Source organism: Chitinophagaceae bacterium C216 (assembly GCA_028485475.2).
Lineage (GTDB): Bacteria > Bacteroidota > Bacteroidia > Chitinophagales > Chitinophagaceae > Niabella > Niabella composti.
In genome coordinates this window covers 2,876,531-2,891,516 of record CP144143.1, presented here as the reverse complement: position 1 = coordinate 2,891,516, position 14,986 = coordinate 2,876,531, and the positions used below count along the sequence as shown (strand labels likewise).

General features: G+C 40.9%; 11 protein-coding genes. 8 read left to right on the top strand and 3 right to left on the bottom strand.

The window, feature by feature from the left end; translation table 11 throughout:
• Positions 1–4 precede the first annotated feature (4 nt).
• Entirely contained in the window at positions 5–2,890 is a 2,886-nt protein-coding gene (locus PIECOFPK_RS12395; protein WP_409966035.1) for a putative LPS assembly protein LptD, read from the bottom strand.
• Between the two features lie 94 nt (positions 2,891–2,984).
• Between PIECOFPK_RS12395 and PIECOFPK_RS12390 the strand changes: the two genes are divergently transcribed.
• The 6 genes from PIECOFPK_RS12390 to PIECOFPK_RS12365 all read left to right on the top strand — a co-directional run bounded on the left by PIECOFPK_RS12390 (position 2,985) and on the right by PIECOFPK_RS12365 (position 10,323).
• Complete coding sequence (locus tag PIECOFPK_RS12390) at positions 2,985–3,950, top strand: N-acetylmuramoyl-L-alanine amidase (protein ID WP_409966034.1); 966 nt, start codon at positions 2,985–2,987, stop codon at positions 3,948–3,950.
• A gap of 264 nt (positions 3,951–4,214) precedes the next feature.
• Positions 4,215–5,198, top strand: a complete 984-nt coding sequence (locus PIECOFPK_RS12385) for an MlaD family protein (protein WP_409966033.1) — start codon at positions 4,215–4,217, stop codon at positions 5,196–5,198.
• The gene (locus PIECOFPK_RS12380; protein ID WP_409966032.1) at positions 5,195–7,162 is read left to right on the top strand and encodes an OstA-like protein; all 1,968 of its coding nucleotides are present in this window, start codon (positions 5,195–5,197) and stop codon (positions 7,160–7,162) included. The genes PIECOFPK_RS12385 and PIECOFPK_RS12380 overlap by 4 nt, the downstream gene beginning before the upstream one ends.
• Before the next feature lie 28 nt (positions 7,163–7,190).
• Positions 7,191–8,435 (top strand): ABC transporter permease, encoded by a 1,245-nt coding sequence (locus tag PIECOFPK_RS12375; protein WP_409966031.1) that lies wholly within the window; start codon positions 7,191–7,193, stop codon positions 8,433–8,435.
• A gap of 92 nt (positions 8,436–8,527) precedes the next feature.
• Positions 8,528–9,568, top strand: coding sequence for a tRNA (adenosine(37)-N6)-threonylcarbamoyltransferase complex transferase subunit TsaD (tsaD, locus tag PIECOFPK_RS12370; protein ID WP_330973970.1), 1,041 nt, complete (start codon positions 8,528–8,530; stop codon positions 9,566–9,568).
• A 35-nt stretch (positions 9,569–9,603) separates the two neighbouring features.
• Positions 9,604–10,323, top strand: a complete 720-nt coding sequence (locus PIECOFPK_RS12365; protein ID WP_409966030.1) for a tRNA1(Val) (adenine(37)-N6)-methyltransferase — start codon at positions 9,604–9,606, stop codon at positions 10,321–10,323.
• Between the two features lie 2 nt (positions 10,324–10,325).
• Here the strand turns inward: PIECOFPK_RS12365 and PIECOFPK_RS12360 are convergent, their stop codons facing one another.
• Both PIECOFPK_RS12360 and cmk read right to left on the bottom strand, forming a co-directional pair.
• Complete coding sequence (locus PIECOFPK_RS12360) at positions 10,326–11,432, bottom strand: Gfo/Idh/MocA family protein (protein WP_409966029.1); 1,107 nt, start codon at positions 11,430–11,432, stop codon at positions 10,326–10,328.
• Between the two features lie 50 nt (positions 11,433–11,482).
• Complete coding sequence (cmk, locus tag PIECOFPK_RS12355) at positions 11,483–12,169, bottom strand: (d)CMP kinase (protein WP_409966028.1); 687 nt, start codon at positions 12,167–12,169, stop codon at positions 11,483–11,485.
• 103 nt (positions 12,170–12,272) lie between these two features.
• Between cmk and PIECOFPK_RS12350 the strand changes: the two genes are divergently transcribed.
• Entirely contained in the window at positions 12,273–13,127 is an 855-nt protein-coding gene (locus PIECOFPK_RS12350) for a dienelactone hydrolase family protein (protein WP_409966027.1), read from the top strand.
• Between the two features lie 359 nt (positions 13,128–13,486).
• A complete protein-coding gene (locus PIECOFPK_RS12345) occupies positions 13,487–14,848 on the top strand; it encodes a Gfo/Idh/MocA family protein (protein ID WP_409966026.1) in 1,362 nt (453 codons plus the stop codon).
• Positions 14,849–14,986: the final 138 nt, after the last annotated feature.

Below are 14,986 nucleotides of genomic sequence, written 5' to 3'. Positions count from 1 at the left end.
TTCATTAATAACTGGTGAAAGATCTGGTGCGGTTAATTTTCAGATCCTGTAATATTCCGGCTTTCGGGCTAATGGTGATGTTGAAAAATCTGTACAGACCTATCGGAGTTACATTAATCGACATTTGCCAGCAGTGTAAATCTCTCGATATAGCCATAGAAAGCGTCTGAACTTGATTGGTGGTAAAGTCGTAATATCCTGTCATACTTAGGTTCCATTTGGGGGTAAGATTGAAACCTCCGTTAAAGTTAATGCTGGAGTTTACCGGTTTAGCCCCACTTTGCTGATAACCCGGAGAACGTCTTTGTCTTGAATAGCTCAGGGAGAAAGACAAGCTGAACGACCAGTCAGTATTGAAATCTACGAATTCGGCAGGGTTTTGTTGCATGAACTCCAGCAAGCGCATTTGATCAGCTTGAAGCATGGGATCATTCAGTCTTTTATTGATTTCCTCTTCACGAGCTTTGGCTTTTGCAGGATCTTTGGGTTTGCTCTGGAAGCTGGTACTCATGGAGATACTAGCATTAGTAATAGTACCAATTTTAAATCCTTTTCCAGCCCAGGCGTATTCATTGATAGCATTACCATACTCATTCAACTTGTAGGGAACCAGCGTTGCGGAAGCGTTCAGGTTGATTTTGTCAAACAAATTTGTTCTGAAGTACATACTGATAGGGGATAGCTTTAAGCTATCTGCCAAGAAATTGTAAGAACCGCTGAATCCGAATCCATCAATAAGTTTTATTTTACGAGTATCATCATTTTGACTACTATCAGATGATGCATCATCGTCCGTATCTTCTCCTGTTTCGGAACTAGCATTTTGGGAGGTCGATTTTTTCTTTTTATTGCGCACTTTCAACTCTAGATTATTATCCAACCCGAAGTTGATACCACCCGATCTTCTGCTCGTAAACTGGCTCATAGGCCTTGAGTAAAGGCCTTCCAGCTGATTATAAACCGCTATAGTTCCAGCAGAATCTATTTGTACGGGCTTCCAGAAATTTCTAGTTAAATCAGGTGTGTAACTTAATCCAAGAGTAGGTCGTATTACATGCCGTAAGGCAATAACGTTTGGGCTTTTGAATTGATAGGTACCATACAATGCTGTATTGAAAGATATTCCAAAGGAGGTTTGATGCTTTATTTTGAAAGCTCTTTGATAATCTGCTATAAGGGTATCTTTTACATATGAGCTGTCTCCTACATAAAAGGTTTTGGGTCCCCAGCTTAAAGTGGTGATGCGGTCTACCCATTCCTGCGAATAGGATACAGAAGGTGATATCATGATGGCGCCACCCAGAATAGGGGGGAGCGATAGCGTAATCGGAATACTGTGGTTGGCGCTCCAGCGTGCTGTATCCCATAAGAATTCATAGATTCTTCGGCCTCCAATGCGCTCGTTACTTTTGGAATAGCTTACGCTATCATAAAAGTTAAAGTCGTTTCTAAAGCTACCGGTATATCCGATACCTAGTTGCTCATACCATTTTCGAGTACCCACTCCGTCTTTTTTCTGGAAAGGATACAAAGTGCTTACAGTAAAGTTAGCTGTAGGCAGGTTGAGCGTCATCAAGCGTGTAGAGTTGTTCTGACTATGGTTAAAACCGAGCGAAAGGCTAAAGGGTTTATCCTGCCATTGTTTTGAATACGTAATGGATGAGTTCAGCACGTTATTGTAAGGTGCCAGAGGAATATTGGAAAGATTTCTGTTGTATCCTGTTGAGCTCGCGTTTACGCTGGCAGAGAAAGATACGCCCGGCCTTGCCCTACTGTCTGAAGAGTGATTCCAGTTGAGTGAGTAAGTGCGACTTTTATAGTAATCAGGATCGCCTTTTACATTACGCTGTGTACTTTGAATACTGAAGGTCATTTGCCCCTGATACTTATAAAGCTTTCTATAAGTAGGATTGATAAAAGCTCGCCAAGTACCGTAAGAATAAATATCTCCATATACCCTTACATCCCAGTAATCGTTGATTACGTAGTAATAACCCATACCGGATAATCCTACACCTTCCTGGTCGTTGGTTTCGAAGCTAGGAGCCAAGGCACCTGAGTGGCGCCCTTGATAAAGAGGGTAAAAACCAAAAGGCAGATAAATGGGAACAGGAACTGAATCAAATTCGGGGCGCACTGCACCTGTTACTGCTAGCTTTTTATTTACGATTTTAGCTCTCTTGGCCCGAAAGCCGAAGTGCGGATGGTCTAGGTTACACGTGGTAAAAAAGTTTCCTAATGCATACACCGTATTGGAGTCTACTTTTTTAGCAATTTCAGAGTGAAGGAACATTTCTCCCTGTTGGGTAATTGTTCCTCTAATAATTCCTTTCTGTGTTTTGAAATTATACTGAAGACTGTCTGACTGATAATCGCTTTCACCATCCTTCATTTTCACGTATTCGGCAATTTCGCCTAAGCTGTCCCTAGAGGCTTTTGCCATTACAATGCTGTTCGATTGATTGAGTCTCATGTAAGGCGCTTCCAGAGAGCTTCGTTCATAATCCACTTTGGCTTTACCGTACAACTCTATTGTTTTGTCCTGTACCATACCTACCACAGAATCCTCTGCTTGATAGGTCACAGGTGCTGATAAGGTATCTTTCGAAATTTTTAGGGTAAAAGTATCAATACGGCTATTTCCCGCTACAATACTGGAGTCGGTAGGAGGAATGGTATCTGTAAGTAGGGAGTCGGGAGATGGAATCGTATCATTATTTGTGGGAATAGTGTCCCTCCGAGGTGCTGTGGTATCATACGCCCATACCCCGTATAGAACCTTATTTCTTGAAGCAACATTATCAATAGCGCCAATTTGATTACTTACCGTTATGAGCAGAATAACAGTAAGTAAAAGTACGGCATGATAAATTCTTTTAAATTTGCGCATTAGGGTTGTAAAGTACGCAAATGTATAAATAACAAAGTAAACATCCCTTCACCACCGGTAACTATTAACAAATTTAATTTATCAACAGAGCTGTATGAGGTTTTTTGGATATTGTTTAGGCCCACTTTTATGTTTTTTGGTTTCTTGCATCTTCGTAAGCGCGCAGAACCCCTCTAACAGGTCTTCTGTAAATACCATCATTATTGATGCAGGGCATGGAGGCACGGATGTAGGTGCCAGAGGTACCATTACCAACGAAGCCACCATTACGCTAGCAGTGGCTAAAAAGCTGGTTAAAGCTATGAGGGAAGAATTCCCCAATATTAAGATACTGGAAACCCGTCCTACGGAGGCATTCCCAGGAAATACTACCAATTCTGTTGCTGCCAATCGCTACCGTGCCGAATTTGCAAATGCCAATAATGGAGATCTGTTTATTTCTCTTCACTGCAATGCTGCAGGAAAAAAGCCGGGAGGTTGGTATGCACAAAAAGTGGTGGGCAGAGAAGCGCGGACCCGATATGTCAAAAAGGGTAAAAAAAGGGTGAAACAAACCTATTATGTAAACAAATATGCAAATGTGTGGGTGGAAAATACAGCTCGTGGTACTGAAACCTATATTTGGGCTGTCAATAAAAACGATCAGAAAGTTTCTTCCATCGGACAAGTAAGTCAGGATAACAACGAGGAAGGAGATTACTACAATGAAGAAACGGAGGATACAGGGGCGGATACTTTAGCGTTGCCCGATCCCAACGATCCCGCAGAAAGAGCGCGGATGCTGATTTACGCCCAACATTATTTTAGAAAAAGTTATGCCTTGGCCACCCTGGTAGAAAAAGAATTCGTGGCCAGTGGCCGTGTGAGTAGAGGGGTGCAACAGCGTAATCATAAGGGTATCTGGGTATTACAAGCTACCGGCATGCCCAGTATTCTGGTCGAAATGGGATTTATTAGCAATAATGATGAGCAAGCCTATATGATGAGTGAAGAGGGACAGAATACCATCGTACAGTGCATTATCAATGCAGTAAAGACTTATATCGAAAAATATGGCTAAAACCAACTTATTTACCTATTTTGCCATTAGAATACGAACTGTAATTCGGAATTGCGAGGAGTAAACCTGTGAATATAACTGATTTTCAGATGAATTTAACAGGAGAAGAAATGAAAAATATTCATTTTTACAGCGAGAATCAGGGTTTTTGCCGCGTAAAACAGTCAGGAAAAGTTAGTGATCTGTACTAAATGTAAAATTATATGTGAGGTGGAAGGATTGAGAGTGCTATGACAAACTCACCTGTATTATAAGTGTAAACAAATGAAAATTTCAAACGAAGTAAAAGTAGGTATCCTGGCCGTAGTAGCCATAGTTGCTTTGATCGTCGGTTTCAGGTTTTTAAAAGCGAAAGATATTTTTAACCGTACACCTAAACTGCATGCTATTTTTAAATCGGTAGGAGGCTTGGAGAAAGCCAATTTTGTGAAAATAAACGGGCTTACAGTAGGTTCTGTATATGCCATGGAGCCTGCCGATGAAAATGTTACTGCGGTAAAAGTAACATTAAGTATTACCGAGAAAGTGAATATCCCTTCCAATTCGGTGGCTTATATAGAAGGTAGCTTGTTAGGTTCTTCCAATGTTATTATTGAGTTAGGAGATGCTACCACTAATCTCAAAGACGGAGATGTGATTCAAACCAAGGAAGAAGCAGGACTTTTAGGTAACCTGACTTCGGAGGCTAAGCCGCTGATCTCCAAGGTGCGTAATGCAGCCGATACGGCCACATTGCTCTTGTCAAATTTTAACAATATTCTTAATCCCGCAACGCAGCATGAGCTACAAGCTACGATAGCCAATTTAAGTCGCTCTACAGCCGCTTTGAATGCATTACTAAATAGCCTCAATCAGCCTTTATCGTCTACAATGGAGAATATGAATGCCATTACTTCGAATATCAAAAATCAGAATAAGGCTATAGAAGGCATCTTAAATAATGCCAATACGTTCACTAATGACTTAAAGCAGTTGCAACTTCAACGTACGATTGACAGCTTAAATGCTACCATTTCGGACTTGCGCACCACTATTACCGGTATTTCTGATCCTAACGGTAGCCTTGGGGCACTCATGCACGACCGTAAGATGTACAACAAACTGAATGATGTGTTGTTAAGTTTGGAAATATTGTTGGATGATATTCGTGTACATCCTAAGCGTTATGTGAATATTTCTGTATTTGGTAAGAAAAATAAATCCGGCGAGTTAACCGCTCCCGCAATAAAAGATTCGGTTCCCAGGTGATAAGGCAAGATTTTTTTAAAAGACATTTACTTTTTTCGTTAGTAATCATATTGCTGGGTTGTGTAGTAGCTTCCAGCGCTACACTGAGAACCCGCAAGACAGCTCCTGTTATTGTTACTTTACCACTACAGGATACCATCATTATTATACGGGCGAATACTTTTTCCTTGCAAAAAGATAATGACAGCAGCGATTTACTGATTGTAGAGGGTAATGTGCTGGCTAAACAAGGCACTTCGATCTTTAGAGCAGATAAGGCCATAAAAAATAATCGACTGAATACTTTTGAGGCGTGGGGACGTGTGCATATCACTGATGCTGATACCACACATATTTATGCCGACCATTTAAAATATTTTGGCACTACACAGGTGGCTCATTTGGATGGTAATGTAAAACTCACCGACGGCCGCGTGATACTTACTACTCCCAGTCTTAAATATGATATGACCACCAATATAGGCATATATAACAAGGGTGGTAAAGTAGTGAATGAGAAAACCGTCATTACCAGTACCGAGGGCGAATACTACCGGGATTTGCAGGATGTTTTCTTTAAGAAAAATGTATTGGTTAAAGATCCTGCATACGAAATCACTACAGATTCTCTTCAATACAATACCGGTACCCGCATTGCAACCTTTCTTACGCAGACACATATTGTAGACTCGGCACGCCGTACTATTGATACTAAGGAGGGCTACTATAATCTGAATACGAATCAGGCTGAATTCCGTCAGCGGCCTTTTATCAATGATGATAATAAATTTACATTGAACGCTGATGTGGTATATCTTGATGACAATATCGCTCGAGCTGAAGGGAATGCGGTGGCGGTAGATTCTACGCGTGGTACGATTATTATTGCCAATCTTATTTTTCAAAACAGGCTGAATGAAGCGGTCTTGGCCACTCAAAAACCTGTGATGATCGTTAAACAGGATAGTGATTCATTGTACGTGGCAGCAGATACTTTGTTTAGCGCCAAGCTGAGCGACTTGTTTGAAGAACAGGTTGTAACACCCGCAGAGCTTCCCGATACCGATGCCCCAACTGTAGAAAAAGATGATAGCTTATCCGTTCCAGCAATAACACCTACGGTTATGGAGCAAATTGCCGCAGTAGCTCCTGCAGCAGATTCGGTAAATATGCCTGTTATAAACGAAATGGACAGCTCGATAGTGGATGATGCAAAAGCAAACATACTTACACAGGAATTGGCAGACAGTACAGAAATAGCAACTACCTTGTTACAGGCCGATACAGTAATCCCTCAGCGTGTCTTGCCTGCTCAAAATGTCAATACACCTTCAAAGGATGTCAATAAGGTAGCGGTGAAAAAAGATGCCGCAACCATTTCCACTACATTTGAGAAGCCTAAAACCACTGTAAACGATAGTACAGACCGATATTTTGAAGCTTTTCATAATGTGCGGATTTACTCCGATTCGATGCAGGCGGTGTCCGACAGTTTGTTTTATTCATTTAAAGATTCTATATTCAGATTATATAAAGATCCGGTGGTATGGGGAAAGGAAAGTCAAATTACGGGCGATACCATTTTATTGCACACGAAAAATAAGAAACCTCACTGGATGGAAGCATTTAAAAATGGATTTATCGTGAGCTATGTGGGTAGTGAAGCGTATAATCAGGTGAAATCCTCTCGTATTGATGCTTATTTTGTAGATGGTTCGTTGGACTCAGTCAGGGCTAAAGGATCGGCAGAATCGATTTATTATATACAAGACGATGATAGTGCTTTTTCTGCCGTTAACCATTCTACTGGTGATATTATCGACAGTTATTTTAATGAAAAGCAGTTGCACAAGGTAGTATTCAGAGGAAACGTTAAAGGCACGATTTATCCCATACAGCAAAAAAAGCCGGGCGAAATGAAGCTGGAAGGATTTATTTGGAAAGAAGCACTAAGGCCAAAAACCAAGTTTGAATTATTCGAATAATACCACTCACTAATCAAACTAATAAAAAGTGCGCAGCATTTTAGAGATATTAGGTAATAGCTTTGTAATAGCGTTGCAGGAGCTGTTAAAGAACAAGCTACGTACCTTTTTAAGTTTGTTCGGTGTCACCATAGGTATTTTCTGTATTATTGGCGTACTGGCCACTGTAAATAGTCTCAAGCGAAATATTCAAAATGAGATTAAGCAGATGGGCAGTAATATTATCTTCATAGATAAATGGGTTTGGGGTGGTGGTCCTGATTATCCTTGGTGGAAGTTTGCCAACAGACCTTATCCAAAGTATCATGAGCTGAAGCAGATAAAAGAAAGATCTCCCTCTACACAATACGCAGCTTTCTTTTATGATGTTACCGATAATCTTGAATTTTCGGGGTCTTTGCTCAATGGTGTAAAAGTATATGGCGTAACTGAAGAGTATAATGATATTCAGAAACTGACTTTCGATTACGGAAGATATATATCTGATGCAGAATTTCATTTCGGCACCAATGTAGCTGTAATTGGTCATGAAGTAGCCACTAAACTTTTTGTCGATCCTGAGCTTGCATTAAACAAGCAGATTAAAGTTAAAGGAAAGCAAGTGAAGGTTATAGGGGTAATTAAGAAGCAAGGTAAACAGCTTACCGGAGGGTGGGAGTTCGATCGATGCATGATTATCCCTTATCATTACGCCAAGACCATCTACCTAGAGCGATATTCTGACCCCAAAATCATGGTAAAAGGGTATGAACATATTACCAGTACGGTGCTTAAGGACGAGCTGGAAGGAGTGATGCGGAGCATACATAAGTTAAGACCCACTCAGGAGTCAGATTTTGCATTGAACGATTTAAACGATTTTAGTAAAGATGTTGAGGCCGCATTTGCAGGACTGAACATAGGGGGTGCTATAATTGGAGGTATCAGCCTTATTGTAGGACTATTCGGTGTTGCCAATATTATGTTTGTCACTGTAAAAGAACGCACTCCTCAAATCGGATTAAAGAAAGCGCTTGGGGCAAAAAATCATATTATACTTACAGAATTTTTATTGGAGTCGGCATTTCTTTGTGTGATTGGTGGGTTAATAGGTTTGATACTGGTGGCCGTACTGGCTATTATATTATCCAAGGCCTTGGAGTTTCCGGTATATGTATCGGTAGCGAATATGGTATGGACTTTTATAATTTGTGTGCTGGTGGGAGTGGTTGCCGGTATTATTCCGGCCATGCAGGCTGCTAAAATGAATCCCGTTGTGGCTATCAGAAGCTGAGTAAATACTTGGTAAGACAGTGTGATATTATGGCCGACACTAAGCCCAAGAAGAGAAATATTAACATTTCAAATTAGCGATATTTTATACTGATGTCTGTTATATTAGCCATAGAGTCGAGCTGCGATGAAACGTCGGCAGCGGTGTGTGTAGACGGAAAGATTTTATCCAATAATATTGCTACTCAGGCGGTGCATGCACAGTATGGAGGTGTAGTGCCGGAGCTGGCTTCGCGTGCCCATTTGCAGAATATAGTACCTGTAGTAGATGTAGCGTTAAAGAAGGCCGGAAAGGAACTCAAAGATGTGGATGCGATTGCTTTTACACAAGCTCCGGGTCTTATTGGTTCGTTATTGGTAGGTGCTACTTTTGCGAAATCACTTTCGCTTGCATTAAACAAGCCATTGATATCGGTAAATCATATGCAGGCGCATGTATTAGCCAACTTAATACCAGATCGTAAACCGGAGTTTCCCTTTTTGTGCTTAACTGTCAGTGGAGGGCACACGCAGATTGTATTATGTAAATCTCCCCTAGATCTGGAGGTGATAGGAGAGACGATTGATGATGCAGCGGGTGAAGCTTTCGATAAATGTGCTAAACTATTGGGACTTCCTTATCCGGGAGGACCACTGATTGATAAATATGCCAGGGAAGGCGATCCTGCACGGTTTCAGTTCCCGGAGCCTAAAATCCCCAACTATAATTTCAGTTTCAGTGGTTTGAAAACGGCGGTGCTTTATTTTCTGATGAATGCCGGCAAAAGCCAGATCTATAAAGAAGCGTTTACCGCAACAGAAGAAGAGCGCAAGAAGTTTATAGAAGAAAACCTTTACGATATCTGTGCTTCTCTGCAAAATAGAATCATCACCATCTTACTGAAAAAGTTTGCTAAAGCTGCTAAAGATTTAGGAGTAAAAGACCTTTGCATTGCAGGTGGAGTTTCGGCAAATAGCGGTTTGCGACAAGCTTTTACCGAAATGGGGCAAAAAAACGGATGGAATACATTTATTCCGGAGTTCCAGTATTGTACGGATAATGCGGGTATGATTGCTATTACGGCATATTATAAATACCTCAATAAGGAGTTTGCCCCTTTAACCGTGCAACCCGCGGCTAGGGGATTTGAGTAAGTTAGATAGAGCATCGAAATTAAAACAGATTGTCTTTGGCCAATCCTTATTTTCAGTTTAAGCAATTTACCGTATATCACGATCGGTGTAGTATGAAGGTTACTACAGATGCCTGTTTATTTGGCGCGTGGGTAGCTCATGAGCTTCATGCTGCTTCTAGCCCAAAATATGAGATCTTAGACATAGGTAGTGGCAGTGGCTTACTAAGTTTGATGTTGGCTCAATCTATAAATGGCCATATAGAAGGAATAGAATTGCAAGACTCGGATTATCTTCAATCTTTGGAGAATGTTGCTCAATCGCCCTATGCAGAGCGAATACAGATTTTTAAGGGTGATGCGCTTACTTTTCCGTATGCGAAAAAGTATGATGTAGTGATCAGTAATCCTCCTTTCTATGAAAAGGACCTGAGAAGCGATAGCAGTGGTAAAAATATTGCGCATCATGACGACGGTCTGAAACTTGATGCGCTTGTAAAGCTGATACAGAAAGTGCTGCAACCCAGTGGTACATTTTATTTGTTATTCCCTGCTAAACGTATTCAGGAAATAAAACGGGAAATAGCGATAAGCCATTTATGCATCAATAAAATGGTATCTGTTAGGCAAACAGAAAAACACACGCACTTCCGGTTCCTGCTAAAAGGCTCTTTTTATGAAACACCCTTACAGCAGGAGGAAATAGTCATTAAAACTGATAATAATTATACTGACGCGTTCGTACGTTTGTTACAGCCTTATTATTTGTATTTGTGACTTTAAAGAGGGATCTTCTTCCCGGTTTCGACAGCTTTGTAAATCGCTTCGATAATTCTTAAGTCTTGAAGGCCCACTTCTCCGTCTACAGGGATCTCGGGCTTTTTGCCATCAAGTATGATAGCGGCCATTTCATCTATTTGGACGGTCTGATGCACTACAACGGGTGCATTAATTTCACCTTTATTAGAACGCGCTCTAATGGGGCCATACCCGGTTGCAGGCTGCATTTCAATAAACCCTCTTTCTCCGTTGAGGAAGAATCGGTCCAGATAATTCATATTATATGTGGAAAGGCATGAGGCTGTGGCGCCACTCTTGAAGCCGAACTGGAACAATATCGTTTCGTCCACTCCTGCTTTAAATTTCACAGGATCGGTTTTCGTTTCCTGTGCAGTAACCCAGATAGGCTCTTCACCTACCATATAGCGACAGCCGTTTATCGCATAGATGCCGATATCCATCAATGCTCCACCACCTGCCAGTTCTTTATTAAGACGCCATTGGTTAGGATTGCCTATGCGAAAACCACTAAGTCCTTGAAAGAATTTAATAGCGCCTAGTTCGCCCTCTTTTCTCATACGTACCGCTTCAAGAGTGTGCGGTTCAAAACGCATACGGTATCCTACCAGCAAATGCACACCGGCTTTTTTACATGCTTCCACCATTTCTTGCCCTTCCTTTACACTAATCGCCATGGGCTTTTCGCAGATCACATGCTTGCCTGCGCGGGCTGCTCTTATAGTGTGGTTATGGTGTAAGGAATTGGGAGTAATCACATACACAGCATCTATATCGGGATTATTTTTAATGGAGTCGAAGTTTTGATAATTGTATCGATTTTTTTCAGGAACGTTATATAGTGCTCCCCATTCTTTCAGTTTTTCAGGAGTTCCACTGATGAGGCCTGTTACTTTTGCTCTTTTACAATCTTTCATGGCCTCTGCAACACGCTTTGCGTATCCTCCAAGCCCCATTAGTGCTACACGCAATACTTTTTCATTTGCGGGTGATTGTTGTGGATTGAAGGAAAATAACTGCGGGCCTACTAATGGTAAACCTGCAGAGACAACACCCATTTGTTTAAGAAATGTTCGTCTTGATTTCATGGCATGTAGTTTAGAGCAATGTGGATTATAAAATTAAACTTATCGACTTTTTAGTTATTGATAACATTTTGAGCAATCTTCAACACTTTTTGTAATTGTTCTTCGGGTGTGAGATTTGTAGTATCAATTTCAATGGCATCGCTGGCTTTTCTTAGCGGACTTACTTCACGATTGGCATCAATGTAGTCGCGCATTTCAATATTATGAGCTACCTCTTCAATAGTGATGTTAGGATTTTTTTGATATAGTTCCTTAAATCTTCTTTCTACGCGTACCGCATTATCCGCAGTAACAAATAATTTAAGTTCTGCATCAGGGAAAACGGTAGTGCCGATATCTCGCCCGTCCATGATAATTCCTTTTTTAGCCCCCATTTTTTGCTGCTGTTTTACGGCGAACTCGCGTACTTCAGGAATGGCTGCTACTTCACTTACTTTGTCAGCAACAATCATTTCCCGGATCAAATACTCCACGTTTTCGTTATTCATGAACATTTCTACTTTTCCGGTTTGCTCATTTAGTCTGAAGTCCAGATCCATTCCGTCAAGAGCATTGAGTATTTGTTCTTTATTATTAAAATCGATGTTGTTTCTCAGAAAATATAATGTAATGGCACGATACATGGCACCACTATCTACATACAGATAGTTGAGCTCTTTGGCCAGCTGGCGGGCAATGGTACTTTTCCCACAACTGGACAAGCCATCAATCGCAATGACAATTTTTTTCTCGCTCATTTAATTACTAAATAAATTTGTATAAAGGTAGAAATTAATCTTTAATCAGTAATTTTATTGCCTGCTAGCGATGCTTATTTAATCTGTGATATAAAAAAGTATAATGATGAAGTCATTTAAAATTGCATGTTTTAGTTTGTCTATTATCGCACTTCCTTTACTAAGCTGTAACGGAAACAATAATTCTAAAAACGAATCAGATAGCGATGCTATGAGTACAACAGATTCAACTGTCATTACAGAGTTAGCTGTTGATTATTCAGCAGGGGATCAAACTTTTAAGAGTTATGCCGCTTACAAGGAGGGTGGTGAAAATCTTCCTGTAGTACTGGTAGTACCCGAATGGTGGGGTGTTAATGATTACACTCGCAGCCGAGTGAAACAATTGGCTGAGCTTGGTTACTTTGCCATGGCCGTAGATATGTACGGTGATGGGAAAACTGCAGACGATCCGGCTACAGCGGGCGAACTGGCAACACCGTTCTACAAAGATGCTCAGTTAGCAAGAAAGCATTTTGAAGCAGCACTCGAAAAGGCAAAAAGCTTTAATCAGGTAGATAGCTCCAAAATCGCAGCTATCGGTTATTGTTTTGGAGGATCCATGGTATTGAATATGGCACGTTTGGGACTTGATCTCAAAGGCGTTGTCAGCTTTCATGGCGGTTTGAATGGAGGGTTAACACCGGCTCAGAAAGGTTCTATAAAAGCAGCCCTTTTGGTTTTACATGGCGAGGCAGACTCTATGGTGCCTGAGGAAGAAGTAAAGGCGTTCAAAAAAGAAATGGATGAGGCTGAAGTTAATTATAAATTTATAGGGTACCCAGGTGCCAAACATGCATTTACGAATCCCAATGCTACAGCTGTTGGGCAAAAACATAATATCGATGTAGCTTACGACGAAACAGCAGATAAAGCTTCTTGGGAAGAACTAGTGAGCTTTCTCAGTTCTGTATTCTAGTAAGTGAAACAGTTGTTGCGAAAGACTATTATTAAAAAAGACTATTATTAAAGGGATAATCAGCGTTTCTTAATAGCTGTTTATCCCTTATTTATTGTATGCATTCTCCAGTTGTAGTAATGGGTGTTTTGATATGTTGTTATCATGATTAATGCAATCACTCAAGTATTCCCTATTAGAGTTTATGGTGTTATGAGAGGGAGGAAAATGAATAAGCATAAGGAAATATTGCTATGACTATTGTTGAACGAATGCGCAAACGATTGAATGATATTTAATGTCGATTACTGATTATTTTCGTAGAAGTGATATTACAATTGCTTCCATAGCATCCTAATAATTTAAATTTTTTACAGGCAATGAAAAGAAAAGACTTCGTTAAAAGCACTGGGGTGGTCATGGCAGGACTTTCTGTAATGCCCGCTAACAGTGTGTTTAGTATAATCGGAAAACCACAGGCGGGTTTAAAAACTGCTTTAATTGGTGTTGGCGCCAGAGGGATTACACACCTCGATCTACTGCTCCGCAGGAATGATGTGGATGTAGTGGCTGTGTGTGATATCGATCCAAAAATGATTGAAAAATCTAAGCAGCTGGTTGCTAAAGCAGGAAAAAAGCAACCGCAGTATTTTACAGAGGGAGTGGATGCTTGGAGGAAGATGCTAGAGTTGAAGGGTATTGAAGTCATCATCATATCTACTCCCTGGGAGCTTCATAAGCCTATGATTATAGAGTCTCTGGAAGCCGGTATTAAATATGTAGGTACCGAAGTAGTATTGGGTATTACTTTACAGGATCACTGGGATGTTGTAAAGGCAGCAGAAAAGTATAAAGGTCATGTGATGATGCTGGAGAATGTATGTTATCGGCGCGATGTGATGGCGGTGCTAAACATGGTGCGTCAGGGTATTTTTGGTGAGCTGATTCACTTACAAGGAGGCTATCAGCATGATTTGCGGGGAGTGAAATTCAACGACGGCAAAACCCCTTACGGTAAAGGTGCTGAGTTTGGCCCTGTGGATGGTTACTCAGAGTCCAGATGGAGAACAGATCATTCTGTACATCGCAATGGAGATTTGTACCCAACTCATGGCATCGGTCCTATTGCTCACTACATCAATATTAATAGAGGGAACCGTTTTATTTCGTTGAACTCTTTTGCATCTAAAGCAAGAGGCTTGCATAATTATATTGTAGAAGTAGGCGGTCCTAACCATAAAAACGCTAAGGTGCAGTTTAAACTGGGTGATGTGGTTACCACCCAGATTGCTTGTGCCAATGGCGAAACCATTCTACTACAACATGATACCAACTTACCCCGTCCTTATTCGCTGGGTTTCAGAGTGCAGGGCACCAAAGGATTATGGATGGATGTAGCAAAAAGCATTTATGTGGAAGGTAAGTCCCAATCTCATAAATGGGATGAAGCTAAAAAATGGCTGGACGAATACGACCATCCTTTATGGAAAAAATATAGCCAGGATGCTGCGGGAGCAGGACATGGAGGCATGGACTGGTTTGTTATAAATTCGTTCATTGAATCGGCCAAGCGTAAAGTGCCCACTCAAATGGATGTGTATGATGCAGCGGCTTGGAGTGCTATCACACCTTTAAGTGAAATGTCCATTGCTCTGGGTAATGAGACGGTGGAATTCCCAGACTTTACGGGCGGAGAGTGGATGTATCGCAAACCGGTATTTGCACTCAATGACGATTTCTAACAATTCATCTTTGCATATCTAGCGCTTTCTTTAGAGTAGAACTAAAGGAAGCGTTTTTGTATAAAAAAACCGTCACCTCGTGACGGTTTTTCATTTGTTCGTGTGTTTCATAGGTTAGGCAAACAATTGAGGTCGTAC